The sequence below is a fragment of the Flagellimonas sediminis genome (genome assembly GCF_010500845.1).
Lineage (GTDB): Bacteria > Bacteroidota > Bacteroidia > Flavobacteriales > Flavobacteriaceae > Flagellimonas > Flagellimonas sediminis.
On record NZ_JAAAMI010000001.1, the window covers coordinates 68,546 to 92,864 of the forward strand.

The window sequence follows — 24,319 nt, forward strand, 5'->3', positions numbered from 1 at the left end:
TTCGAATTTTCTTGTGCAAAAATTTAATGATTTCGCAAAACTAAGGAAATCTATAACCAAATGGCATTTTGTTTTTTTGCGGTTATGCAAAATTCCAAACGAATCTTGGTAGCCCCATTGAACTGGGGATTGGGACATGCCACAAGATGCATCCCCATTATTCAGGCATTGATCGATCACGGCCATCAACCTTTCATCGCTTCAGATGGAGTGGCATTGTCCCTTTTGCAGAAGGAATTCCCTAATGTTCCTTCCTTTGAACTTTCTTCTTATAAAATCACCTATGCCGAAAAGGCCAAGAATTTTAAGATCAAGATGATCTGGGATTCGCCAAAAGTACTGAAAGCCATAGCTAAGGAGAAAAAAGAAGTGAAACGTTTGGTGAAGGAACACAAATTGGATGGGATAATTTCAGACAATAGGTTGGGGGTGTTTTACAAAAAGGTGCCTTGTGTGTTCATCACCCATCAATTGAACGTCTTATCCGGAAACACCACTTGGATGAGTTCCAAGGTGCATCAAAAAGTAATCAAAAAATTTGATGCCTGCTGGGTTCCCGATGTTGAGGGAAAACCTAACCTCACCGGAAAATTGGGCCATTTGAAAAAATCAAAATTGAAGATTGCCTACTTGGGCCCATTGAGTCGTTTTGAAAAAAAGGAACTCCCAAAACAATATAATTTGATGGTCCTGCTGTCAGGACCAGAACCCCAACGCACTTTTTTGGAGGAAAAATTATTGAAGGAATTACAAGGTTTTGAAGGAAACATCCTTTTTGTGAAAGGAAAGATTGAAGGGGAACAATCCAAGGAAGAAATCAAAACAGAAAAAGGTTCCATCATTCTCTACAATTATATGAAATCGGCAGAGTTGGGAACGTCTATCAACCAAAGTGAAAAAGTACTTTGCAGATCGGGGTATACCACAGTAATGGACCTTGCCAAATTGGAAAAAAAGGCCTTTTTTATACCCACACCGGGGCAGTACGAACAAGAATATCTGGCAAAACGCTTGGAAAAACAGCAATTGGTCCCGTATTGCGAGCAGGATGATTTCTCCTTGGAACAACTTTCAAGAATGAAAGATTTTGAAGGTCTTACCCAGTTTGAATCCCCTATGGATTATGCGGGTTTGTTCACTGTCTTTTCCAAGGTGAACGAAAACTCGGATCCCACCCCGACCTCACTTTCCACATAAATTTTTTCCCCATGGGCCTCAATGATATGCTTCACAATGGAAAGGCCCAATCCTGAACCTCCCTCCGTCCTACTTCCACTTTGGTCCACACGGTAAAAACGTTCAAAAAGTCTTGGAATGTGTTGTTTGGGAATTCCGACCCCGTTATCGGTAACCCTTACGATTACCTTGTTTTTTATCAGGTTTTCCACACTTACTTCGGTAGTTCCATTGGAATGGCCGTATTTAATAGAGTTCACCAAGAGGTTACTGATCACTTGCTGTATCTTTTCCCTATCGGCATTCACATAAATGGGTTTGGGATATTCCATGTCGAAAGTGAGGGTGATCTGTTTCTTAGCCGCCTTCATCTCCAAGAGATCAAAGGTATTTTGAATAAGCTCGATGACATCAAAATCTTCCCGTTCCACTTTCAGCTCACCGGCTTCGAACTTGGTGATAAGATCTAGGTCCTTAACAATGTAAATCAAGCGTTCCACCCCTTTGTTAGCTCTTTCCAGATATTTTTCACGGAGTTTTTTGTCACGCATGGCACCATCTAATAAGGTAAGGATGTACCCTTGCACAGTAAACAATGGGGTCTTCAGTTCGTGGGAAACGTTTCCTAAAAATTCCTTTCGGTATTCTTCCCTGATTTTTAAAGTGTCTATCTCTATTTTCTTTCCTTCGGCAAATCTTTCAATTTCCTCGGTCAGCGTTTTCATATCGGTGGTCACTGGCTTAGAGGAAAAAGATGAGGATTCCAACAAGGTGACATCGTCATAGATCTTTTTGATCCTCCTATAAATGAACCGTTCTACCCGAACCTGGATAACCGTAAAACATATGGCAAAACTGATCAGTGCGAATAACAGTGTGTAGGCCCAATCCATATGGCCAAGGTCCATGTGGAAAAGCACAAAAAGTAGGGTTGTTAAAACGGTGATGACCAGGGAAGACCTAAGGGCAAACTTATATGATTTCCTTAGTTTTATGGCCATCAGAGAACAAACTTATACCCCACCCCTTTAACGGTCTTAAAATGATCGTCCCCGATTTTCTCGCGTAGTTTTCTAATATGCACGTCAATAGTACGGCCACCTACGACCACCTCGTTCCCCCAAACCTTGTCCAGGATCACTTCACGTTTAAAAACTTTGTTCGGCTTGGATGTAAGAAGGGCCAAAAGCTCAAATTCTTTACGGGGAAGCACAATCTCCTCACCGTTGTTCACGATCTTGTATTCTTCCCTGTTGATTACAATTTCTCCGACCTTCACAATTTCGTCCACTTCCTTTTTCTCCTCCTTCAACCTGCGTAGCAAAGCCTTTACCTTGCTTACCAATACTTTTGGCTTTATGGGTTTGGTGATATAGTCATCTGCACCTGCATCAAAACCGGCCACTTGGGAATAATCTTCCCCACGGGCGGTTAAAAAGGCTATGATCGTATTTTCGAGGCCCGGAGTGTTCCGGATCATTTCACAAGCTTCAATACCGTCCATTTCCGGCATCATCACATCCATAATGATAAGATGTGGTTGTTTCTTTTTTGCCTTGGAAACCCCTTCAGCGCCATTTTTGGCCGTAAAGACCTCATAGCCCTCGGCGGAAAGATTGTAACCTACAATTTCCAGGATATCAGGTTCATCGTCAACAAGTAAGATCTTAATGTCCTTGGTTTTCATGGGATGGTATTTCAGTGTTAATCCGTCAAATGTAAAGATAATACACTAATGGCATTAATGCTTAACGTTCATTTAATCTGATAACCTTATTGTAACGTTTCTCGAAAGAACTCTTAACGTGGGGCTAACATCGCTTTTACAGCCTGCGCGTTTCTTTGCCCCGAAATCTAAAAGAGATACAACCGCGTATGAAAACGTATTTGATAGTGGCCTTTTCCCTTTTCACCTTAATAGCTTCCGCACAGCAGAACGGAAGCATTGTAGGTAAATTGACGGACAAGGAACTAAACAATGAACCACTTCCTTTTGCCAACGTTCTTATCAAAGGCACCACAAAGGGAACCACTTCCGACTTTGATGGTCTTTTTGAAATCCCCGATGTTGCACCAGGTTCCTATACTTTGGTATTCAGCTTCTTGGGATATGAAACTTTGGAAGTTCCCAATGTTGTGGTGGAAGCAGGAAAAGTTACCGAAATAAACACAGGTTTGGGTGCCAGCAGTGTTGGATTGGATGAAGTAGTAGTAACCACAACCGCACGTAAAGATTCTGAAGTAGCCCTATTGCTACAACAAAAGAATGCCCTTGTAATGCAAGAAGCAATCAGTGCGGAGGCCCTTACCTTAAAAGGTATTGATGATGCCGCTGCTGCCGTTGCCCAAATTTCAGGGATTTCTAAACAGCAGGGATCAAGTAATGTTTATGTGAGAGGTTTGGGAGACCGTTACCAGAACACGACCATGAACGGTCTTTCATTACCTTCCAATGACGTAAACAAAAAGAACATCAATTTGGACCTTTTTGGATCATCCATCATTGAAAATGTAGCGGTAAGCAAAGCGTATAGCCCAACTTATTATGGGGATTTTGCTGCCGGTAATGTCAACATCGATTCCAAGGAATACACTGGCGACGGATATTTGGAAGTAGCTGTGGGTGGTGGAATCAACACCAATGCTGCTGGCGAGGACTTTGTAAAAAGTGAGGGCACCAGTAATTTTGGTTTTTATAACAGATATAGCCACGATCCTTTTGCAATTGTCCTTTCACATGAAGTAGACCCAGTGGCCGCTTGGGACCCGATTAACTTGTCTGGCGCCATTGAAGGTGGATATTCCTTCGATTTCAATAACGAAAAATCTAGATTGAGCTTCTTTGGAGCCGCTAGCTTCTCAAATGGATATGAAATTTTGGAAGGTCCTGCCAGGGATTTTACAAACGTTCTAAAAGTCAATTTTCCTAACGTTAGGGAATTTGCTTATAAAACAACAACTACAGCACTAGGCAATATTACTTATAGAATTAACTCCGACCATAAAGTGAAGTTCAGTTCTTTGTTCATCAATAGTGCAGCAGATAGAGTAGGTTATTACGGTATCAATGGACAAGGTACTAACCGTGATGCGATACTCAACTCAGATGAAGGTTTTTACGTAATGAACGTTCAGTTCAACCAGGATATGATCTTTGTGAACCAATTGACTGGTCAACATGTATTTGATGAAAAACTAACCTTCGACTGGGGCGCTGGCTTTAATAAGGTTTTCTCCGATGAGCCAGACAGAAAAAGGTTCACACTTGAAAATTACCAATACGCTTTAGATAACGATAGCAATACAAATCCATCATTCTACACCAACATCCCATTTGATAACCAGCGCTTTTTCCAAAGTATTGAGGATGATGAGTTGAACAGTTACATGAATCTTGGCTATCAGGCTTCAGAAAAAGTAAAGTTCAATTTTGGATATAACGGCAGAAGAAAAGAGCGTAGGTTCAATAGTATTCGTTATGGATACGATATTGTGGATAGAAACAATACTCCCGTAACCGATGTTAATGACTTCAATTCCATTTTTGATGTCACCAACATCAACATTCCAGCTGGTGAAGGTCTATGGAACACCATTGTACTAAACCCGATCAGCAACAAAATTGGAAATACCAACCGTCCAGGTCTTCCTGAAAATACCTATAAAGGAAATTTGAATGTACATGCCTTGTTTGCTTCCGCTGAACTTTTGCTTACGGATAAATTGAGCATGGTGCCTGGAGTAAGGGTTGAATCCTTCAGTCAGAAAGTAGCGTACGATGTAATCAACATTAGTGCTACCGATCCTGGGTTCAGGGAAGTGTACGAAAACATCTTCCTTCCTAGTTTGAACGTAAGGTATGCCGTTACCGAGAATTCAAACCTTAGGGCAGGTTTCAGTAAAACTGCATCTTTCCCCGAATTCAAGGAAGTTGCTCCATTCGTTTATGAATCAGTGACCCAAAGGGTTGGTGGTAACCCTGATCTATTGGGAGGATTGAACGGCGATGGACCTACCTACTCTGATGTTTACAACTACGACCTTAAGTATGAATGGTTCTTGGAAAGAGGTGAGATCATCTCATTGGCAGCTTTTGCCAAAACCATCAAAGATCCTGTTAACCGAGTTGTAGCAGCCGATGCTACCGGTACGCAGCGTTACTTTAGAACAGGTGATCAAGCTGATATTTATGGTGTAGAGCTAGAGGCCAGAAAAAACATTTTGATGGATGCAGAAGACAATGCAGTAGTATCAATAGGGTTAAATGCCGCTTACACCCATACCAAGCAGGATTTGCGTGATATTCCCGCAGGAACAGAAAATACCTTTGGTACCGCCTTTGATCGTGATTCCGATGAGTTGGAAGGCGCTTCTCCATTTATCATCAACGCCGATTTAAACTATAGTCCGGTTTTTGGTAGCTATAAGCCAAAAGCTACCGTTGCTTTCTCCTATTTCGCTGACCGTATCTTCTCTTTGGGAGCCGGTAGTTTGGGGAATATTGTGGAGAAAGCAGTACCTACCTTGAACTTTGTTTGGCAAAACTCCTTCGGGGAGCATTTTGAAGCCAATCTTTCCGCAAAAAACATTTTGAATCCAGACGTCTCCTTGGTTAGGGAAGGTACCGGTATTGGTGACGTTATCATTAGAGAGTATAACCTTGGGGTTAACGTTGGGCTAACCCTTAAATATAAATTTTAATTCCTTTTTAAACGTAAACAGATGAAAAACAAGTTTTTATTTTTAGGTATAGCCGCCGCTTTGTTCATTGCTTGTGAAGCCGACGATACCGCAGATATTGTTATCAATGATAACAGTGTTACGAACAATACCACCAATAATGGATCAAATGGTGGATCTGAAACGACTACGGTAAACCTTAGTGGTGTGTATACATCAGACTTAGAATTGGATCCAGAAATTGAATACATTATTACTGGTCCAGTTCTTATTGCAGATGGTGCAACTTTCACCGTTCCCGCAGGGATGACCATCAAAGCGGAACCAGTTGGTGTAAATGCCTACATTGCCATTCAACAAGGAGCTAGAATTGTTGCTGAGGGTACTGCAATCAACCCTATTATTTTTACATCAAATGCAAGTGCTCCTAGCTCAGGAAACTGGGGCGGACTTGTGCTTTGCGGAAAGGCTCCAATTAACTCAACTGCAGATGGATCTACAGATACAGCAACAACAGAGGTAGGTGGTCTTTCTTACGGGGGAAATACTCCTGGGGACGACTCTGGAATCGTAAAATATGTACGAATTGAATATGCTGGTGGTGCCATAGATGGTAATGCCGAGTTGAACAGCCTCTCCCTTTATGCTGTTGGTACTGGTACCGTTGTTGACTACGTAGAAGCATATGAAGGATCCGATGACGGATTTGAATTCTTCGGTGGAACTGTTGAAGCGAGCCATTTGGTAGTTGTCAGTTGCGAGGATGATTCCATCGACTGGACTGAAGGTTTCGCCGGTTCTGTAACGGATGCCTATATTCAACATGGTGCTATCCACGATAAAGCTTTTGAATGTGATGGTTACAATACCGATTTCAGCAATGAAGGTGGTTATTATGCCAACCCAAGCATTACCAACGTTACCGTTTTTGGTGCCAATGACGGAAGTGAAGCCGTTAGATTAAGAGCTGGAACACAAGGAACTTTCACCAACATTGTACTTAACGACTTTGGTAAAGGTTTCAGATTGGACGGTGATGCTGGTGACAACCCAACAGGACAAGGGGTTCTTGATGACCTTTTGAACATAGTGAACGTTACTTTTAACAACGTTACAACCACCATGGAAAATAATACCGGAGCTGTATTTAACGAATCAGATTTAATTACTGGTGTCGGAAACGGAACTGGTACCGATTACGCTACTTGGGCTGCTGGTTGGACCGTTGGCATCAACTAAGCCATAGATCACAATAAAATTTAAGGCCCCACCAAATGGTGGGGCCTCTTTTTTGCATTTCATCGAAAAGTAACCCCTTATTCATCAATTGGTTCCGCAATCGCGTTACAATTTTTTTATATTTGTGGCACAGCGTTTGCAACCATTAACATATGAAGCACTTTTACCTCGTCATTTTCTTTTTTGTGTGTGCTCTCGGATTTTCTCAGGAAAATGCCAAGGGCAGTGCCGATATTGATGGGTTCAAGCTCTATCCAAACCCTGTTACCCAAGGTAAGGTCTACATTGAGACTTCCTTGAATTCCCCCAAAAAAATATTGGTCTTTGATGTGCTTGGCACCCAGGTTTTGGAGACCACCATTTTAGGCAAGGAACTCAACCTTTCCAACTTGGACAAAGGGGTATATATCCTTCGCGTTTTTGAGAACAACAAAGTGGCTACCAGAAAGTTAATCATCAAATAGCCCGGTTTTCACCTACAACAAACCACAATTTTTAGGAGTTTCCCAACACTTTTGCCCGTTTCACAACAAATAATGGGTCAAGCATAGCTGTTTGTCTACTTTTACGTTGCGCATTACCCCAAATCTGCATTCATGAAGAAACTCTACTTTGTTATACTTATGGCTTTACCTATACTTACTTACGGTCAGGAGTTGGTCAGCATAAACAACGAGCCCATTCAGGAGCTCAAGGGTTTTAAGATGTACCCCAATCCGGCTTATGGAGATGAAGTGTACATCACCACCGAATCCAACGGATCCAAAGACATCAAAATCTATGATGTTTTCGGGGAAGTTGTGTTAACGGATAGGATCAATACCAATACCCTGGACATTTCCCGACTTGTACCTGGAGTATACGTACTCCAAGTGACGGAAGATAAAAAAACCATGACCCGAAAGCTGGTCGTGAAATAAACAAGATCTTTTGATCTCCTTTTACCAAGGGGCTTTTTTTTTGGGTAATTTTACCCATTCATGCATCCTATAAACACAGATCGGATTTTTTCCATTGCCAATTCCCAAGAATTTGAGGACATGGCATTGCAACAATTCAACTTTCAATATCACAGCAATTCGATCTATCAGGGTTTTTGTAATTACTTGGACAAATCTCCTTCTCAGGTACAAAAACTAATGGATATTCCTTTTTTGCCCATCGAATTTTTTAAGTCGCACAACATCGTGTCCACGACCCAAAAACCACAGGCCATTTTTGAAAGTAGTGGCACCACCCAAAGCTCAACCAGCAAGCATTTTGTTCCAGACCTATTACTTTATCAGGAAAGCTTTTTAAAGGGCTTCTCTTCCTTTTACGGACCTGTGGAAGATTATTGTATCCTTGCTTTATTGCCTGCTTATTTAGAGCGCCAAGGCTCTTCATTGGTGTATATGGTGAACGATCTGGTGGAACGGTCCCAACATCCTGATAGTGGATTTTATCTATATGACTTAGCTGGCCTCCAACAAAAACTTAGGGCATTGGATAAAAACGGAACCAAAACGCTATTGATAGGGGTCTCTTTTGCGCTGCTGGATTTGGCAGAACAGTTCCCCATGAAACTCCAGAACACCATCATCATGGAAACCGGGGGCATGAAAGGTCGTCGAAAAGAGCTGATCAGGGAGGAACTACACGGAATTTTAAAAGAAGCGTTTGGAGTACCATCCATCCATTCGGAATATGGAATGACCGAATTGTTGTCCCAAGGCTACTCCAAGGGAAATGGGATTTTTGAAACACCTCCTTGGATGATGGTCATCACCCGGGATACCGAGGACCCCTTGAGCCTTCAAGCCAAAGGAAAAACAGGCGGCATCAATATTATAGATTTGGCGAATCTGTATTCGTGCTCCTTTATTGCTACCCAAGATTTAGGCAAAACTTATTTAGATGGTTCCTTTGAGGTTTTGGGAAGGTTTGACAGCTCCGATATTCGCGGTTGCAATTTGATGGTACTTTAACTAGTCGACCACCAGCACAAAATAATTCTTCTTACCGCGTTGAAGCAATACAAATTTGTTGTTGATCAAATCCGCTTCGGTAATCAAGTACTCTTCTCCCACTTTTTCCTTGTTCACGGAAATGGAATTTTGTTTCAATTCCCTTCGGGCTTCACCATTGGATCCCAAAAAGTTGGTCTTGGCGGCCAACGCGCCGATCATATCCAATCCAGGAACAAGTTCTTCCCGTGAAACCTGAGCTTGGGGAACGCCTTCAAAAACATCCAAAAAGGTTTTCTCATTTAACCCTTTAAGGTCTTGCGAAGTAGATTTTCCAAAGAGGATATCGCTTGCCTTGATGGCATTTTCCAAATCTTCCTTGGAATGTACCATGGTGGTCACTTCCTCGGCCAATTTTCTTTGAAGCGCCCTTTCATGTGGAGCTTCTTTATGGGCAGCCACCAAATCCTGTATTTCCTGTTGGGTTAAAAAGGTAAAGATCTTGACGTATTTTTCAGCATCTTCGTCGGAGGTGTTCAACCAGTATTGGTAGAATTTGTAAGGAGAGGTACGTTCCGCATCCAACCACACATTACCTCCTTCGGTTTTCCCGAATTTGGTACCATCTGCCTTGGTGATCAAAGGACAGGTTAGGGCAAATCCCTTACCACCACCAATTCTTCTGATGAGTTCCGTTCCCGTGGTAATGTTCCCCCATTGGTCACTACCTCCCATTTGAAGGGTGCAATCATGGTGTTGAAACAGGTACAAGAAATCGTACCCTTGAACCAATTGATAGGTAAATTCCGTAAAGGACATGCCTTCCTTTGCATCCGCAGAAAGTCTTTTTTTCACGGAATCCTTGGCCATCATATAGTTCACCGTAATGTGTTTTCCAACATCACGGATAAATTCCAGAAAGGAAAAATTCTTCATCCAATCGTAGTTGTTCACCAAAACGGCGGCGTTCGGCTCGTCACTTTCGAAATCCAAAAAACGGCTCAATTGGGCCTTTAGGGCCTCTTGATTGTATCTTAATGTTTTTTCATCCAAAAGGTTACGCTCGGCAGATTTCCCGGATGGATCCCCGATCATTCCAGTGGCACCACCCACCAATGCAAAGGGTTTGTGTCCCGCCAATTGAAAATGCTTCAACATCATTACGCCTACCAAGTGCCCAATATGCAGGGAGTCCGCAGTGGGATCAATGCCCACATAAGCGGCACGCATCGCTTCCATCAGGTGTTCCTCAGCTCCGGGCATGACATCGTGAATCATTCCCCTCCATTGTAGTTCTTGCACAAAATTCTTCAACATGGTTGTTTTTTTGAATGGTTGCAAATATAAAATGAACTTGGCACTTGACTCTATAATTACGGCACAAATAGGTACTTTTACAACATGATTTTGGTTACAGGAGGCACTGGATTGCTTGGTTCCCATCTACTTTACCACTTGGTGAACAGTGGACAGCGGGTTAGGTCGCTCTATCGCACCAAGGATTCATTGCAGAAAGTTTCCAAAGTTTTTGGTTATTATTCCGAGCAGCCAACCCAATTGATGGATAAAATTGAATGGGTTGAGGGCGACATAACTGATATTGGCGAGTTGACAAAGGCATTTGATGGCATTGACCTGGTCTACCATTGTGCTGCACTGATTTCCTTTGATCCCAAGGATTTTAAAAAACTGGAAAAGATCAACGTGGAAGGAACCGCCAACGTGGTAAACCTTTGCTTGAAATTTGACGTCCAAAAAATTTGCCATGTGAGCTCCATTGCTGCCATTGGGACCAGTACAAAAGGGAAAATGGCAACCGAGGAAAACGATTGGAACGAAGCCAGTTCATCAGTATATGGGTTGACAAAGTACAACGCTGAACTTGAAGTATGGCGTGGTTCCCAAGAAGGCTTGTCCGTGGTCATCGTAAATCCCGGAGTTGTCATTGGACCCGGGTTTTGGAAATCGGGCAGTGGTACTTTTTTCACATATGCCGCCAAGGGTAAAAAGCATTTTATCCCAAGTGGTACCGGATTTGTTTCCGTTGATGATGTGGTAAGGGCCATGGTGTTGCTCATGGAATCCAAAATACAATCAGAGCGCTTCATTTTGGTGGACCAAAATTGGACCTATGAGCAATTGTTCCAAAAAATAGCTCCGAAATTGGGAGTTGCTCCCCCTACCAAAAAGGTTTCTTATTTTTCCCTTGAAATGTTCTGGAGATTGGATTGGCTTCGCAGTAATTTGTTGGGCAAAAGACGAAGGTTATCCAAAGTAATGGCCAAAGGTCTTTACCATCAAGACGTCTATGATAATTCCAAAATAAAGGAAGTACTGGGATTTGAATACAGGGACCTTGACACGGCAATCGATTTTTGCTGCCAGAAATTTAAGGATCGGTAGTAACTACCTTTTTTATTTCTTTATTTCCTATATCGGTCGAATCCATTTTTATTTCCTTGGCCTTTTTTGCCTCGCTGGCTTTTCTGACACTATCATTTCTAGCCTTGGCACTATCCTCCATAATTTGGGCCTGGTTATCCAATTTCTTTTTCACAGTCTCGTATAGCGACTGGTATTCCAAAGGAATAGAGGCGTAATACAGATCGCTTTGTGAAAATTGGGTGCTATCTATGTCATATTTCTTGTACAGAAACTCCATAATATCGATCCCAGACTCCTTAAAACTATTTTCCGCCGAAGCCTTGGTCGCATTGAGTACAGCCAAATCATGCAGAATATCGGACATTTTATCCTTGGGAATTAGGTTTTCAGGTTCTTCTATTACCTTTTCGGCACAAGCTGAGACCAAGAACAAAACCAATAAAGTAGTTGCAATCCTTTTCATTCCCTAGCGGTTAAAAGTGAGTCTCTTTGCATTCTTTTGAGCAGCAAAAACACCATCATCGTAGGCCAAAAGTCCATTTACAAAAGTACGAACGACCTTGGATTCAAAAGTAACCCCTTCAAACGGGGACCAACCACATTTATACAAAATATTGGCTTTTTTAACCTCGTTTTGGCAATTTCGATTCACTTGGACCAAATCCGCATAATACCCTTCACGTACAAATCCTCTCTTATCAATATCGAACAACTTGGCAGGATTATGGCACATTTTCTCAACCATTTTTTCCAAGGTGATCACTCCTTCGGATTCTTTTTGTAGCATGGCCAAAAGGGCATGTTGTACCAGTGGACCACCTGAAGGTGCCGAAGTATAGGGGTTGTCCTTTTCTTCAAGGGTGTGCGGGGCATGGTCCGTGGCTACCACATCAATTCGGTCATCCAACAAGGCTTCCCATAGTTTTGCCCTGTCCGTTTTGGTCTTCACTGACGGGTTCCACTTGATCAGGGTTCCTTTTTCAGCATAATCGGCATCAGAAAACCAAAGATGGTGAATGCAGACCTCTGCCGTAATCTTCTTTTCTTCCAATGGAATCGCATTCGTGAAAAGTTCTGTTTCAATTCCTGTGGATACATGGAATACGTGTAACCTTGCCCCTGTCCTTTTGGCCAGTGCGATCGCCTTGGATGACGATAGATAGCAGGCCTCGGCACTTCGGATGATGGGATGCAGCTCAACAGGGATGTTGTCCCCGTAAATCCCCTTGTATTTTTCCATATTGGCACGAATGGTACCTTCGTCTTCACAATGTGCGGAAATGACCATTTCGGTATTACTGAAGATTTTTTCAAGGACTTCCTCATTGTCCACCAACATATTCCCTGTGGAAGAACCCAAAAACAATTTTACCCCGGAACAGGCATTTTTGTCCAACCGTTTCAATTCTTCCAAATTGTCGTTGGTACCCCCAAAAAGAAAGGAATAATTGGCAAAGGAATCTTTGGCCGCAATGGCCATTTTTTCCTCCAACTTTTCAATGGTGGTCGTCTGCGGATTGGTATTGGGCTGTTCCATGTAAGTGGTGATCCCCCCAGCAATGGCAGCCCGGCTTTCCGTGGCAATAGTGCCCTTATGGGTTAGGCCCGGCTCCCTAAAATGCACTTGATCATCAATGGCCCCGGGCAATAAAAGGTTGCCGTTCAAGTCAATGACTTTTGCTTGGGAATCGGTTATGTCCCTATCTATTCGGGAAATGATTTCCCCATCCAGTAAAACATCGGTTTCAAAAATGCTGTTCTCATTGACGACCTTGGCATTTTTCAACAGTATTTTTGACATGGCTAAAAGTTCTTTTTAAAGAAAATGCTTCTAAATTTCATGGCAATGACACCAAAAATGGCTTCTCGGATGATGGCTCCGTTCATTTTTGATTTTCCATTGACCCTATCCGTAAAGATAATGGAAACCTCTTCTATCTTGAATTTCTTGAGATAGCATCTGTACTTCATCTCAATTTGGAAAGCATACCCGATGAACCTCACATTGTCCAGATTGATGGTCTCCAGCACCTTTCTTTTGTAACACACAAATCCGGCAGTGGGATCGTGTACCTTCATTCCCGTGATGAACTTCACATAAAATGAAGCACCATATGAAAGGAGTATCCTGGCCAGGGGCCAGTTTACCACATTCACTCCCTTTTTATAACGGGAGCCCACAGCCACATCGGCACCATTTACACAAGCTCTATGCAACCTTGATAGGTCCGCAGGGCGGTGTGAAAAATCGGCATCCATTTCAAAGATGTACTCGTAACCATGTGCCAAAGCCCATTTAAATCCATGGATATAGGCAGTGCCCAACCCAGATTTTTCCTTCCGCATCTCCAAAAAAAGTCTGTCTGGAAATTGTTTCTGAAGCTCTCTTACTGCAGCTGCGGTACCATCAGGAGAATTGTCGTCCACAACAAGGACATGAAAATCCTTTTTGAGGTCGAAAACCGTTTTTACGATGGCTTCAATGTTCTCAATTTCATTGAAAGTGGGTATGATCACCAGGCCGTCCGCCATTCCTATTGGATTAGATTGCCAAAAATACGCTTTTCTATTTTCCTTCACTAACCCAACCACCATTGATCGGTTTCAACTTGGTCATTATTTGTAACTTTGAGCCATAAAAACCGTATTGATGTCTCAAAAGTTTCCCAAGCTTTTTCTAATTCTGTTGGCTGTCCTTTTTGTTTTGAACCTCATCCAGGCCTCGGTAACGGAACTTATTTATGACGAGGCTTATTATTGGTACTACGCCCAGAACATGGCCTGGGGATATTTTGATCATCCTCCAATGGTGGCTTTCCTGATAAAGCTCAGTAGTCTCTTGTTTAATGGCGAATTGGGCGTCCGGTTCATGAGTTGTGTGCTTTCCGCAGGCACCTATGCCCTTTTATGGGACCTTATCGACAATCCCAAGAAAAAAGGGTTTGTGGTACATTTCTTTTTGTTGGTGTTCTCGTTCACTTTGATGAATGCCTATGGGTTTCTGACCTTGCCCGACACGCCTCTTTTATTTTTCACTGCACTATTCCTTTGGTTGTACAAACGTTTTTTAAAGGATTCTTCGTTATTGACCACCTTGGCTTTGGGACTTGTGATGGCCGCTTTGATGTACAGTAAATATCACGCTGTTCTGGTCATCTTATTTGTATTCCTGTCCAATATTAAGCTGATTTTCAACAAAAAAGCATGGTTGGCGGTAGTTTTGGCACTTATCTGTTATATCCCCCATTTTGTGTGGCTTTACCAGAACGATTTTGTATCCATCACCTTTCATTTATACGAACGCCCTAACCAGGCCTATTCCTTTGATGGGTTTACTTTGGGATATTTTTTGAACCTGATCGTTATCATCGGACTTTTGTTCTTTTGGGTCTACGGTGCCTTGTTCAAGTTTAGGCCCAAAAATCTTTTTTCCAAGGCCCTGGTCTACTTGATTTATGGAATCTTGATATTCTTCTTCATTTCCAGTTTTAATAGAAGGGTACAGGCACAATGGGCCATAGCCATAACCATTCCCCTGATCGTGATTGCCTTTAACCATTTATTGGAAAATAACAAAAGTAGAAAATGGATGTACCGCATAGGATTGTTAAGTATGGTGCTTTTGCTTTATGCCAGGATCTGGATGGTCTATCATCCTTTGTTTCCCGTACTATATGAAACACATGGCAACAAGCAATGGGTGAATGAACTGCACCAAAAGGCCGGTGATGTGCCCGTGGTTTTTGAAAACTCCTATCGTCGTGCCCCAATGTATCAGTTTTATTCCGGCATACCGGCCATTTCACTGAACAACTTCATGTACAGGAAAAATCAGTACTCCATTGATGGGTCTGAAGAGAAAGTAAGGGGTAAAAAGGTTTTGTATGTCTCTCAATATCGTAAAACCGGGGATATAACCTACATGCATTTGGATAGTACGGTATTCAACGGTATTTATATTGACAATTTTCAATCTTACAGAAACCTAAAATGCGTTGTGGACAAACGGGAATCTGCCATTGGATATGACCTGAAAGTTTATAATCCCTACCCAATCGGTATCCCTTTGGAGCAATTGAAATATACTATTTCCTATTCCAATGCCCACAAGCAAGTAAAGCAAATGTTGCCTTTAAAGGTGAATCCCAAAGGATCGAAGGGGCCATTTCTTAAAGCAAAGGATACCTTGTATTATTCTTTTGAGTTACCCTTGACCAAAATGGAAAATCCGGTGTATTTTAGGATTGGCATTTCAGAAAATGGCCTGCCACCTGGTTTGAATGGACAACCTACCAAAATTCAAGAATGAACCCTATTGAGAAAAGCATTACATCACTGGATTGGATGACCTTGGTGTTGTTCTCAAGCTTGGTATTGTTGGCCATTGGAAAATATTTGTACGGTGCAAAGTTCTTAAATTTCATTATTCTCCCATTCAATGATAAATATGTCCTCCTCAATAGCAAAAAAGGACCCTTGTTGAATTGGTTTCATATCTTAATGTCCCTTTTCCAGTTACTTAATCTTTCTTTGTTCATTTATCTGACATTGGGCGTTTTTCAAATGATGCCATCAATCGATCCCATATTGGTATTTTTTATTATTTTGGGTGGCCTGGCCCTGTTCGAATTGATCAAAATGATCCTTCAGGCCTTCACCGGATTTGTCTTCAACAACCAAGAATTTATTCTTGGTATCATTTTCAGCAAAACCTCTTACCTTAACTACAGCAGCCTATTGATCGCTTTGGCCAACATTTTGCTGATATATGTTTTAATCGACTCAAAGGCAACCATATATGGCGCAATTATTTTAATTATTTTAATAAATGGCATTGGTACGATCAAGCTGTTGAAGAACTATCAAAAAGCTATGTTTCCGTATTTTGTGTATTTTATTTTGTACCTTTGCGCACTCGAAATTGCGCCCTTGGTGTTAATTGGAAGCTATCTAAAAGTTTAAAAACTTATGAAAGTAAAAACAATTTTGGTTTCCCAACCAGAACCCAAAGTCGAAAATTCCCCATACTCCAGATTGATCGAAAAGGAAAAAATTAAAGTGGATTTTAGGCCATTCATTCATGTGGAAGGGGTTGAAGCCAAAAATGTTAGGCAGCAAAAAATCGATTTGAACAATTTTACGGCAATCATCCTGACCAGCAGAAACTCTGTTGATCACTTTTTTAGGATTGCCGAGGAGATGCGCTTTAAGGTTCCGGACACCATGAAATACTTTTGCCAGTCGGAGGCCGTGGCCTACTATCTGCAGAAGTATGTAGTATACAGAAAACGAAAGATCTACGTAGGTAAAAGGACTTTCAATGAATTGATCCCGTTGATGAAAAAGTACAAGGACGAAAAATTCCTTTTACCATCTTCGGATCAATTGAAACCTTCTGTTCCCGAAGCTTTGAACGAGCTTGGCGTAGATTGGAAACGAGGTATTTTCTACAAGACAGTGATCAGTGATCTGTCAGACCTTAGAGATGTTTACTATGACATTCTGGTATTCTTCAGTCCTTCCGGGATAGAATCCCTTTTGAAGAACTTCCCCGATTTTGAACAGAACAATACGCGTATTGCCGTATTTGGCAACAGTACTGTAAAGGCAGCAACAGAAGCGGGACTTAGGATCGACATTCAGGCACCAACGCCGGAGACACCCTCCATGACGATGGCCCTGCAGAAGTACATCACCAGCGTGAACAAGTAAAAAAATTTTACTGCAAAAAAATCAACGCCCCTGCTTTGCAGGGGCGTCTTTTTTAAAAGGCATATCGTTGTGGGCCGCCCCGTCGGATTTCCTCACTGGCATAAGCTTCAAACTTTTTAAAATTCTCCCTGAAGGCATTGGTCAGTTTAAAGGCCGTGGTATAATAGGCCTCATCGTTGTTCCATGTAGTCCTAGGACTCAACACTTCTTTGGGAACACCGGGACATTCCCTTGGTTGTGCCACCCCGAACACGGAATGAATATGGTACCTGTCATAACTGTAAAGCCCTAATTCACCATTAAGCGCGGCACTGATCATGGCACGGGTATATTTTAGTTTCATGCGTGTGCCCACTCCGTATGGACCCCCTGTCCATCCTGTGTTAACCAACCAAACATCAACCCCCGATTCAATCATTTTTTTACTTAGCATCTCAGCATATTTGGTAGGGTGCAAGGGCATAAACGGTGCGCCGAAACAGGCGGAGAAGGAAGGCTGCGGTTCTACTACCCCTGCTTCGGTACCGGCCACCTTCGCGGTGTATCCCGAAATGAAGTGATAAGCCGCCTGTGCCGGGGTCAATTTGGAAATAGGAGGCAATACACCAAAGGCATCCGCAGTAAGGAAAAAGATGTTCTTTACATTTTTGCCTATGGAAGGCACTTGGATATTCTCAATATGTTCAATAGGATAGCTTACCCTTGTATTTTGGGTGATGGAAGTATTCGAGAAATCGACCACCCCGTTACTGTCCATGATTACATTTTCCAGGATGGCCCCCTTCTTGATGGCCCCATAAATTTCAGGTTCGTTCTCTTTACAAAGATCGATTACCTTGGCATAGCAGCCGCCTTCAAAATTGAAAACCGTGTTATCCGGAGTCCAGCCATGTTCGTCATCCCCGATCAGCTTTCTATTGGGGTCTGTGGATAAGGTGGTCTTGCCTGTGCCTGAAAGCCCAAAGAAAATGGCCGTGTCCCCGTCATGTCCCACGTTGGCGGAACAGTGCATAGGTAACGTGTTTTTATATACCGGCAGGATAAAGTTAAGGGCAGAAAAAATTCCCTTTTTAATTTCACCTGTGTATCCCGTACCACCGATCAAGGCTATTTTTCTTGTAAAATTCAAAATGGCAAAGTTATGCTGACGGGTACCGTCCACCACTGCATCCGCCTTAAAGCCAGGAGCGTTTATCACCGTCCATTCCGGATTAAAATTTTCAAGTTCCTCTTCCGTAGGCCGCAGGAACATGTTATACGCAAACATATTGGACCATGGATACTCATTGATCACGCGTATGTTCATCTTATAGTCTGAATCGGCACAAGCATAAGAATCACGAACATAAAGCTCCTTGCTGTTCAAATAGTGGATGACCTTGTCATAGAGTTTATCAAACCTGTCACCATCAAAAGGAATATTGATGTTGCCCCACCAAATCTTATCCTCCGTCACGGAGTCCTTTACAATAAAGCGATCAAGGGGCGACCTGCCTGTAAATTCACCAGTATCAACTGCCAACGCACCGGAAGATGCTTCTTTTCCCATGCCTTTTTCCAAGGTAATATCATGGAGTTCATCCGGGGAAAGTTGGTAGTTGATATTGTCATGTTGTATTCCATAAGACTTTAACGAAATCGTTTTCGAAACTTGGGCAGAATCCTTCATGTTTTAGATTTAAAATTGCTACAAAGCTAGAAAATTATAACGTTTTCGTAGAGGATTTAAAGGTCAATTGAGTGGTTTTTTGGTCAAAATGTAATATCCTAAAAAAAACCACCCCAAGATCATAAATACCCCTCCCAATGGTGTTAAAAATCCAATACTTTTAAAGTCAAAAGCGATTAAACTGTTCAATGCCAACAGATATATGGAAAAGGAGAACAGGACAACACCAATGAGTACCAACACAAAAACAAGTTTTTTCTGACGGTTGCCAAGCCCTGTCCAAAGGCCTAAAAAAAGTAGGAACAGGGCATGGTACATCTGGTATCTTACCCCCGTCTCGAAGGTTTGGACCGCACTTGAATCAACCAATTTTTGCAACCCATGGGCTCCAAAAGCACCAAGAATGATGGCCAAAAGCCCCATAAAAACTCCAGTAGCCAAAATTGTTCTGTTCATAACTTTAAGTAGTAATTTTTTTAAAAATATAACATTTTGATACCTTAGTATCTTACAATTACAAAATTACTGAAAACCTATGGTCCGAACTATTTTGGTTATTGGGGCAGGTAAATCGACCTCCTATCTTTTGGATTATCTTTTAAAAAAATCCAAGGAAGAAAACCTTCAAATACACATTGGTGATCTAAAGCCGGAACTTATTCCTTCGGAAATCGCCAAACACCCCAACTGTACCGTATTCACCTTGGATATTTTTAACGATGAGGCCCGAAAAAAAGCTGTGGAAGAAGCATCCATTGTGGTGTCGATGCTACCTGCAAGTCTTCACATAAAAGTTGCCGAGGATTGTCTTCTCTTTAAAAAACATTTGATTACCGCCTCCTATATCAGTAAAGAATTAAAAGCTTTGGATGGGGAGGTCAAGAAAAATGGACTGGTGTTCATGAACGAAATCGGGCTTGATCCAGGCATCGATCATATGAGTGCCATGGAAATCATTGATCGTATTACGGATGCCGGAGGAAAAATGTTGCTGTTCGAATCGTTTACAGGTGGATTGGTGGCCCCCGCCAGTGATACCAACCTTTGGCATTACAAGTTTACGTGGAACCCTCGCAATGTGGTGTTGGCGGGACAAGGGGGTGCCGCAAAATTTATCCAAGAAGGTACCTACAAATACATTCCCTATCAAAAACTTTTCAGAAGGACGGAATTCCTCGATATTGAAGGGTACGGCACTTTTGAAGCCTATGCCAACAGGGATTCCTTAGATTATCGGGAGGCCTATGGCCTTCAAGATGTCTTGACACTTTATCGAGGAACCATTCGGAGGGTAGGATTTTCCAAGGCGTGGCAAATGTTCGTAATCCTGGGAATGACGGACGACAGTTACGTCATCGAAAATTCGGAAGGCATGTCCTTTCGCGAGTATGTAAATCTTTTTCTACCCTATTCGCCCACAGATTCCGTTGAGTTGAAACTGAGACATTACCTTAAGATAGACCAAGATGATATCATGTGGGGCAAATTATTGGAGCTGAACCTCTTTGATCACACCAGAAAGATTCCATTGAAAAATGCCTCCCCGGCCCAAATGCTGCAGTACATATTGGAAGAGAGTTGGACCCTTCAGGAAGATGAAAAGGACATGATCGTGATGTACCATAAATTTGGATACGAACTGAACGGCGAAAAGAAACAAATCGATGCCAATATGGTAGTGATAGGAGAAAACAGGACCTACACGGCCATGTCCAAGACCGTTGGCCTTCCAGTAGCCATGGCCACGCTGCAAATCCTGAACGGAAAGATCACAACTCCCGGGGTACAAATTCCGATTCGTAAGGAAGTATATGCCCCTATCCTATCCGAATTAAAATCGTACGGAATCCACTTCAAGGAATATAAAGTGCCCTATCTGGGCTACAATCCAGACTCCGTTGCCGGTTAGGTTTTTATAGAATTTAATTATCTTTGGCTTCATATTAAAATCAGTCTGGTGAAAAACAATAACAATTCCTTGAAAATTGATGGTATCGACAAGAAAATCCTAAGATACCTCATGGAAGATGCCCGTAAACCTATTTTGGAAATCGCAAGGAACATCGGAATATCTGGGGCCGCCATTCACCAAAGGCTCCGCAAATTGGAAAGTTCCGGGCTTTTGGCCGGTTCCAAGTTCATCATCAACCCAAGGATATTGGGCTATACCACTATGGCCTATATCGGTATCTTTTTGGACAAGGCCATGTCCAACCCCAGAGCGGTAAAGGAATTGGAGAAAATTCCCGAAGTATTGGAATGCCATTATACCACAGGAAACTGGTCCATCTTGATCAAAGTGTTGTGCCGCGACAACGAGCACCTCATGCAGGTCCTCAACAAAAAAATCCAACAGATCGAAGGGGTATCCAGAACCGAGACCTTTATTTCCTTGAACCAACAGATTGATAGACAAATTCAAATCTGATATTTTGATTGAATCTAAATAAAGATTACATTTGGACCATGGTAGAAATCTATCGGTCCAAATATTATTCGCTTCATCAGGCTTTAGGTGAGCGCGCCTTTTACCTAGATTTTGGGCAAAAGACCATTCGCATGTCCCTTTGCCAACTCCTTTCGCTTCGGCACAAGGTCATGTCCATTTCCCTAGAATCGCATTTTGATGGCGCCCTCAACAAACACGGGGTCGAGGTTTTGCTGCTCTGCAACAAGGAACATCTTTTCATTTTGAATACTTTGGAAATCATCGACCTCAAAAATATGGTGGAACACGCTTTCGTAGCCTTGGGGCTCTCAGCAGAAAGAGAAGTTTTGGCAGTTTAGTTCCTTTCCCATTTTAACCCATCATAAATTACCTTAAAAATCAGGGTGCCACTCTGTTAAAGCGGACGAAAATTCGTAATTTTAGGATTACAATTACATAAAAACCTATTTATATGAAAGATATAGCAAGACAAAGCATGAGCATTAAAGTGGAATCCATGGATTTGCTCAATGCCCAGATCAAGATGGAAGCCCACGCCTCGGCCTCTTATTTGGCCATGGCATCCTGGTGCGAGCAAAATGGGTTTTTTACCAGTGCCAAATTTTTCTTCAAACAATCGGAAGAAGAACGTGGGCACATGATGAAGATCTTTAATTTTTTGGTGGATACAGGTGGAAGCCCCATTTCTCCTGAGGTTACCAATATCAACCATGATTACGCTTCCATTGTGGATGTATTCGAAAACACATTGGAGCATGAGGTTAAGGTGACCAAATCCATCCACAACATTGTAAGAAAATCCCGTGAGTTGGGTGATATTACTACGGAACGTTTCTTGGATTGGTTCGTAATGGAGCAAGTGGAGGAGGAGAACACCATCCGTGACATTTTGGATATGATCGCCATAACCGGCACTGAAGGTGTTGGTCTGCAGATGATCGATAACCAAGTCGCCAATTGGATTGAATAATTCATCCAAAGCATAAAATAAAAAGGGGCCATATGGCCCCTTTTTTATTGCTATTATTTATTCTTAATCCCTGCCTCCAAAAACCTGAAGTCCCCAGTATAGCAAGGAAGCCAAAGCACCTACAGCAGCGACCAAATAGGTTCTTGCAGCCCATTTGAGGGCGTCTTCGGCACCCGAAAATTCTTCTTGACTCACCATGTGCTTCTGTTTCAACCATACCAATGCCCTTTTACTGGCATCGTACTCTACAGGTAGGGTGATGAAACTGAACAAGGTTGCAAATCCCATCATGATCAAACCAATCACTGCGATAGTAAATCCGATTCCACCAGTAACACCGGTAGCTGCCATAAGGGCAATACCCCCAAACACGATCCATGTGGACATTCCAGAGGTTACGCTAACTACCGGAACCAATTTGGAACGCATGGTCAACCATTCATAGGCTTGGGCATGTTGCACCGCGTGGCCACATTCGTGGGCCGCTACGGCAGCGGCAGCGGCATTACGTTGGCTGTAAACGCCTTCACTCAAGTTTACCGTTTTGTTTTTAGGATTATAGTGGTCCGTTAACATACCAGGGGTAGAAATGACCTTAACATCATAGATACCGTGGTCGTTCAACATTTTCTCCGCAATCTCGGCACCGCTCATTCCGTTGCGCAAATGCACTTGGGAATATTTTTTGAACTTACTCTTCAATTGGTTGCTTACCAACCAGCTGACCAGGGCTATTGCACCGATCAATATATAGTACATCATCATAACTTTTCTGTTTTTTGCTTTAAGTAAATATACTACAATAACGCAAAAACCCCGCCAATTCATGACGGAGCTGTTATACTGACAAAATGTACGTTATGCGAATACAGGTTCTTCCAATTGGAAGGCCTCCGCTATTTCTTTGTAGATTACTTCCCCTTCCACGATATTGAGTCCCATGGATAAGGATTTATCCATTTTGCAGGCACTACGCCATCCCAAATTAGCCAATTTTAGCACATAGGGCAGTGTTACATTCGTCAAGGCAACAGTAGAAGTATAAGGCACTGCCCCTGGCATATTGGCTACACAGTAATGGACCACATCGTCTACAATGTAAACGGGATCCTCATGGGTTGTGGGTTTGGTGGTTTCCACGCATCCTCCTTGATCCACGGCAACATCCACGATTACCGTTCCGGGGCGCATGTCCTTGAGCATGTCCCTGGTAATCAGGTTCGGGGCCTTTGCACCTTTCAATAGTACACCTCCGATAATAAGGTCGTGGGTCTGTATATGTTTTCTGATATTGAACTCATTAGAAAATTCGGTCACTACATGGCTGGGCATAATGTCGTTCACCATGCGGAGCTTTTTCATATTCACATCCATAATGGTTACCTGGGCCCCGAGCCCTGCTGCCATTTTTGCAGCCTGGATACCCACGGTACCAGCCCCGAGTATAAGCACGCGACCGGGAGCCACTCCGGGTACACCTCCCAAAAGTACGCCCCTTCCCTTTACGGGCTTTTCCAAAAATTTGGCTCCCTGTTGAATGGCCATCCTTCCGGCCACTTCGGACATGGGGGTCAAGAGCGGCAAGGAACCATCTTCATCCTCAACTGTTTCATAAGCGATGCAAATGGCCTTACTATTGATCATGGCCTTGGTCAATGCCTCGCTTGATGCAAAATGAAAATAAGTGAATATAATTTGTCCTTTTTTAATCAAATGGTATTCTTGCGCAATGGGTTCCTTTACCTTCACGATCATATCACTCATGGCATACACCTGACCTATGGTGTCCAAAATTGTAGCCCCGGCACGTTGATAGTCTTGATTGAAAAAGCCACTGCCTTCACCAGCTCCAGACTGCACATACACGGTGTGGTTGTTCTTTACCAATTCAAAAACCCCTGCTGGTGTCATCCCAACCCGGCTTTCATTGTTCTTGATCTCTTTTGGTACCCCGACTATCATTTTTGATGTTTTTTGATGTTTCTGCGTCAAAGTTGAACAAAAAAATTCTATTGCAACAGAAAAAATCGATAAAAAGTAGGGGGTATTGGTCAAAAAACATGATTTTTAACATTTATACCCCTAATTTTAAT

At 42.5% G+C, this 24,319-nt stretch carries 24 protein-coding genes; 14 read left to right on the forward strand and 10 right to left on the reverse strand.

Annotated features, from left to right (window positions below; genetic code table 11):
• The first annotated feature begins 84 nt into the window (after positions 1-84).
• A complete protein-coding gene (locus GTK07_RS00260) occupies positions 85-1,197 on the forward strand; it encodes a glycosyltransferase (RefSeq protein WP_163633420.1) in 1,113 nt (370 codons plus the stop codon).
• Here GTK07_RS00260 and GTK07_RS00265 read toward each other — a convergent pair.
• Positions 1,122-2,177, reverse strand: a complete 1,056-nt coding sequence (locus tag GTK07_RS00265) for a sensor histidine kinase (RefSeq protein WP_163631593.1) — start codon at positions 2,175-2,177, stop codon at positions 1,122-1,124. The genes GTK07_RS00260 and GTK07_RS00265 overlap by 76 nt on opposite strands.
• Positions 2,177-2,863, reverse strand: coding sequence for a response regulator transcription factor (locus tag GTK07_RS00270; protein ID WP_163631598.1), 687 nt, complete (start codon positions 2,861-2,863; stop codon positions 2,177-2,179). Before GTK07_RS00270 ends, GTK07_RS00265 begins: the two co-directional genes overlap by 1 nt.
• A 188-nt stretch (positions 2,864-3,051) precedes the next feature.
• Here GTK07_RS00270 and GTK07_RS00275 point away from each other — a divergent pair, with 188 nt between their 5' ends.
• The 5 genes from GTK07_RS00275 (at position 3,052) to GTK07_RS00295 (ending at position 9,062) form a co-directional block, all read left to right on the forward strand.
• Positions 3,052-5,877, forward strand: a complete 2,826-nt coding sequence (locus tag GTK07_RS00275; RefSeq protein ID WP_163631601.1) for a TonB-dependent receptor — start codon at positions 3,052-3,054, stop codon at positions 5,875-5,877.
• 21 nt (positions 5,878-5,898) lie between these two features.
• Positions 5,899-7,095 carry a multidrug transporter gene (locus GTK07_RS00280; RefSeq protein ID WP_163631604.1) on the forward strand — a complete coding sequence of 399 codons (1,197 nt, stop codon included), beginning with the start codon at positions 5,899-5,901 and terminating at the stop codon, positions 7,093-7,095.
• 152 nt (positions 7,096-7,247) lie between these two features.
• Entirely contained in the window at positions 7,248-7,559 is a 312-nt protein-coding gene (locus GTK07_RS00285; protein ID WP_163631607.1) for a T9SS type A sorting domain-containing protein, read from the forward strand.
• 132 nt (positions 7,560-7,691) lie between these two features.
• Positions 7,692-8,015, forward strand: a complete 324-nt coding sequence (locus GTK07_RS00290) for a T9SS type A sorting domain-containing protein (RefSeq protein ID WP_163631610.1) — start codon at positions 7,692-7,694, stop codon at positions 8,013-8,015.
• A 60-nt stretch (positions 8,016-8,075) separates the two neighbouring features.
• A complete protein-coding gene (locus GTK07_RS00295; RefSeq protein WP_163631612.1) occupies positions 8,076-9,062 on the forward strand; it encodes an acyl transferase in 987 nt (328 codons plus the stop codon).
• Here the strand turns inward: GTK07_RS00295 and tyrS are convergent, their stop codons facing one another.
• Positions 9,063-10,358 (reverse strand): tyrosine--tRNA ligase, encoded by a 1,296-nt coding sequence (tyrS, locus tag GTK07_RS00300; protein ID WP_163631615.1) that lies wholly within the window; start codon positions 10,356-10,358, stop codon positions 9,063-9,065.
• Positions 10,359-10,442: 84 nt separating this feature from the next.
• Here tyrS and GTK07_RS00305 point away from each other — a divergent pair, with 84 nt between their 5' ends.
• Complete coding sequence (locus tag GTK07_RS00305; protein WP_163631618.1) at positions 10,443-11,444, forward strand: SDR family NAD(P)-dependent oxidoreductase; 1,002 nt, start codon at positions 10,443-10,445, stop codon at positions 11,442-11,444.
• Here GTK07_RS00305 and GTK07_RS00310 read toward each other — a convergent pair.
• The 3 genes from GTK07_RS00310 to GTK07_RS00320 are packed head-to-tail and all read right to left on the reverse strand — an operon-like array spanning position 11,431 to position 13,958.
• A complete protein-coding gene (locus GTK07_RS00310; RefSeq protein ID WP_163631621.1) occupies positions 11,431-11,889 on the reverse strand; it encodes a DUF4296 domain-containing protein in 459 nt (152 codons plus the stop codon). The two genes, GTK07_RS00305 and GTK07_RS00310, sit on opposite strands and share 14 nt — an antisense overlap.
• Before the next feature lie 3 nt (positions 11,890-11,892).
• A complete protein-coding gene (locus GTK07_RS00315) occupies positions 11,893-13,227 on the reverse strand; it encodes a dihydroorotase (RefSeq protein WP_163631624.1) in 1,335 nt (444 codons plus the stop codon).
• A gap of 2 nt (positions 13,228-13,229) precedes the next feature.
• Complete coding sequence (locus GTK07_RS00320; RefSeq protein WP_163631627.1) at positions 13,230-13,958, reverse strand: polyprenol monophosphomannose synthase; 729 nt, start codon at positions 13,956-13,958, stop codon at positions 13,230-13,232.
• Between the two features lie 118 nt (positions 13,959-14,076).
• On the opposite strand from GTK07_RS00320, the gene GTK07_RS00325 reads away from it, so the two are divergent.
• From GTK07_RS00325 to GTK07_RS00335, 3 genes are read left to right on the forward strand one after another with little or no spacing between them, the layout of a single operon-like run.
• The gene (locus GTK07_RS00325; protein WP_163631630.1) at positions 14,077-15,735 is read left to right on the forward strand and encodes an ArnT family glycosyltransferase; all 1,659 of its coding nucleotides are present in this window, start codon (positions 14,077-14,079) and stop codon (positions 15,733-15,735) included.
• The gene (locus GTK07_RS00330; RefSeq protein ID WP_163631633.1) at positions 15,732-16,388 is read left to right on the forward strand and encodes a DUF4271 domain-containing protein; all 657 of its coding nucleotides are present in this window, start codon (positions 15,732-15,734) and stop codon (positions 16,386-16,388) included. Before GTK07_RS00325 ends, GTK07_RS00330 begins: the two co-directional genes overlap by 4 nt.
• A gap of 6 nt (positions 16,389-16,394) precedes the next feature.
• A complete protein-coding gene (locus tag GTK07_RS00335) occupies positions 16,395-17,138 on the forward strand; it encodes a uroporphyrinogen-III synthase (RefSeq protein ID WP_163631637.1) in 744 nt (247 codons plus the stop codon).
• Between the two features lie 52 nt (positions 17,139-17,190).
• Here the strand turns inward: GTK07_RS00335 and pckA are convergent, their stop codons facing one another.
• Together pckA and GTK07_RS00345 are read right to left on the reverse strand one after the other, a co-directional pair.
• Positions 17,191-18,807 (reverse strand): phosphoenolpyruvate carboxykinase (ATP), encoded by a 1,617-nt coding sequence (gene pckA, locus GTK07_RS00340; RefSeq protein WP_163631640.1) that lies wholly within the window; start codon positions 18,805-18,807, stop codon positions 17,191-17,193.
• Positions 18,808-18,870: 63 nt separating this feature from the next.
• On the reverse strand, positions 18,871-19,263 hold the full coding sequence (locus tag GTK07_RS00345; RefSeq protein WP_163631643.1) for a DUF423 domain-containing protein: 393 nt from the start codon (positions 19,261-19,263) through the stop codon (positions 18,871-18,873).
• A 79-nt stretch (positions 19,264-19,342) separates the two neighbouring features.
• On the opposite strand from GTK07_RS00345, the gene GTK07_RS00350 reads away from it, so the two are divergent.
• The 4 genes from GTK07_RS00350 (at position 19,343) to GTK07_RS00365 (ending at position 22,226) form a co-directional block, all read left to right on the forward strand.
• Positions 19,343-20,716, forward strand: coding sequence for a saccharopine dehydrogenase family protein (locus GTK07_RS00350; RefSeq protein ID WP_163631646.1), 1,374 nt, complete (start codon positions 19,343-19,345; stop codon positions 20,714-20,716).
• Between the two features lie 48 nt (positions 20,717-20,764).
• Positions 20,765-21,235: an Lrp/AsnC ligand binding domain-containing protein gene (locus GTK07_RS00355; RefSeq protein ID WP_163631649.1), complete on the forward strand. Its 471-nt coding sequence runs from the start codon at positions 20,765-20,767 to the stop codon at positions 21,233-21,235.
• 8 nt (positions 21,236-21,243) lie between these two features.
• Positions 21,244-21,594: a hypothetical protein gene (locus tag GTK07_RS00360; RefSeq protein ID WP_235932395.1), complete on the forward strand. Its 351-nt coding sequence runs from the start codon at positions 21,244-21,246 to the stop codon at positions 21,592-21,594.
• Positions 21,595-21,707: 113 nt separating this feature from the next.
• Positions 21,708-22,226 carry a ferritin gene (locus GTK07_RS00365; RefSeq protein ID WP_163631652.1) on the forward strand — a complete coding sequence of 173 codons (519 nt, stop codon included), beginning with the start codon at positions 21,708-21,710 and terminating at the stop codon, positions 22,224-22,226.
• 63 nt (positions 22,227-22,289) lie between these two features.
• Here GTK07_RS00365 and GTK07_RS00370 read toward each other — a convergent pair whose 3' ends face one another.
• Both GTK07_RS00370 and ald read right to left on the reverse strand, forming a co-directional pair.
• Entirely contained in the window at positions 22,290-22,991 is a 702-nt protein-coding gene (locus GTK07_RS00370; protein ID WP_163631655.1) for a zinc metallopeptidase, read from the reverse strand.
• Between the two features lie 93 nt (positions 22,992-23,084).
• Positions 23,085-24,188 carry an alanine dehydrogenase gene (gene ald, locus GTK07_RS00375; RefSeq protein ID WP_163631658.1) on the reverse strand — a complete coding sequence of 368 codons (1,104 nt, stop codon included), beginning with the start codon at positions 24,186-24,188 and terminating at the stop codon, positions 23,085-23,087.
• Positions 24,189-24,319: the final 131 nt, after the last annotated feature.

What these genes read in the sequence shown, in the direction of transcription:
- GTK07_RS00260 (WP_163633420.1), top strand. Translation starts at nt 85, where the DNA reads ATGCAAAATTCCAAACGAATCTTGGTAGCCCCATTGAACTGGGGATTG.
- GTK07_RS00265 (WP_163631593.1), bottom strand. Translation starts at nt 2,177, where the DNA reads ATGGCCATAAAACTAAGGAAATCATATAAGTTTGCCCTTAGGTCTTCC.
- GTK07_RS00270 (WP_163631598.1), bottom strand. Translation starts at nt 2,863, where the DNA reads ATGAAAACCAAGGACATTAAGATCTTACTTGTTGACGATGAACCTGAT.
- GTK07_RS00275 (WP_163631601.1), top strand. Translation starts at nt 3,052, where the DNA reads ATGAAAACGTATTTGATAGTGGCCTTTTCCCTTTTCACCTTAATAGCT.
- GTK07_RS00280 (WP_163631604.1), top strand. Translation starts at nt 5,899, where the DNA reads ATGAAAAACAAGTTTTTATTTTTAGGTATAGCCGCCGCTTTGTTCATT.
- GTK07_RS00285 (WP_163631607.1), top strand. Translation starts at nt 7,248, where the DNA reads ATGAAGCACTTTTACCTCGTCATTTTCTTTTTTGTGTGTGCTCTCGGA.
- GTK07_RS00290 (WP_163631610.1), top strand. Translation starts at nt 7,692, where the DNA reads ATGAAGAAACTCTACTTTGTTATACTTATGGCTTTACCTATACTTACT.
- GTK07_RS00295 (WP_163631612.1), top strand. Translation starts at nt 8,076, where the DNA reads ATGCATCCTATAAACACAGATCGGATTTTTTCCATTGCCAATTCCCAA.
- tyrS (WP_163631615.1), bottom strand. Translation starts at nt 10,358, where the DNA reads ATGTTGAAGAATTTTGTGCAAGAACTACAATGGAGGGGAATGATTCAC.
- GTK07_RS00305 (WP_163631618.1), top strand. Translation starts at nt 10,443, where the DNA reads ATGATTTTGGTTACAGGAGGCACTGGATTGCTTGGTTCCCATCTACTT.
- GTK07_RS00310 (WP_163631621.1), bottom strand. Translation starts at nt 11,889, where the DNA reads ATGAAAAGGATTGCAACTACTTTATTGGTTTTGTTCTTGGTCTCAGCT.
- GTK07_RS00315 (WP_163631624.1), bottom strand. Translation starts at nt 13,227, where the DNA reads ATGTCAAAAATACTGTTGAAAAATGCCAAGGTCGTCAATGAGAACAGC.
- GTK07_RS00320 (WP_163631627.1), bottom strand. Translation starts at nt 13,958, where the DNA reads ATGGCGGACGGCCTGGTGATCATACCCACTTTCAATGAAATTGAGAAC.
- GTK07_RS00325 (WP_163631630.1), top strand. Translation starts at nt 14,077, where the DNA reads ATGTCTCAAAAGTTTCCCAAGCTTTTTCTAATTCTGTTGGCTGTCCTT.
- GTK07_RS00330 (WP_163631633.1), top strand. Translation starts at nt 15,732, where the DNA reads ATGAACCCTATTGAGAAAAGCATTACATCACTGGATTGGATGACCTTG.
- GTK07_RS00335 (WP_163631637.1), top strand. Translation starts at nt 16,395, where the DNA reads ATGAAAGTAAAAACAATTTTGGTTTCCCAACCAGAACCCAAAGTCGAA.
- pckA (WP_163631640.1), bottom strand. Translation starts at nt 18,807, where the DNA reads ATGAAGGATTCTGCCCAAGTTTCGAAAACGATTTCGTTAAAGTCTTAT.
- GTK07_RS00345 (WP_163631643.1), bottom strand. Translation starts at nt 19,263, where the DNA reads ATGAACAGAACAATTTTGGCTACTGGAGTTTTTATGGGGCTTTTGGCC.
- GTK07_RS00350 (WP_163631646.1), top strand. Translation starts at nt 19,343, where the DNA reads ATGGTCCGAACTATTTTGGTTATTGGGGCAGGTAAATCGACCTCCTAT.
- GTK07_RS00365 (WP_163631652.1), top strand. Translation starts at nt 21,708, where the DNA reads ATGAAAGATATAGCAAGACAAAGCATGAGCATTAAAGTGGAATCCATG.
- GTK07_RS00370 (WP_163631655.1), bottom strand. Translation starts at nt 22,991, where the DNA reads ATGATGATGTACTATATATTGATCGGTGCAATAGCCCTGGTCAGCTGG.
- ald (WP_163631658.1), bottom strand. Translation starts at nt 24,188, where the DNA reads ATGATAGTCGGGGTACCAAAAGAGATCAAGAACAATGAAAGCCGGGTT.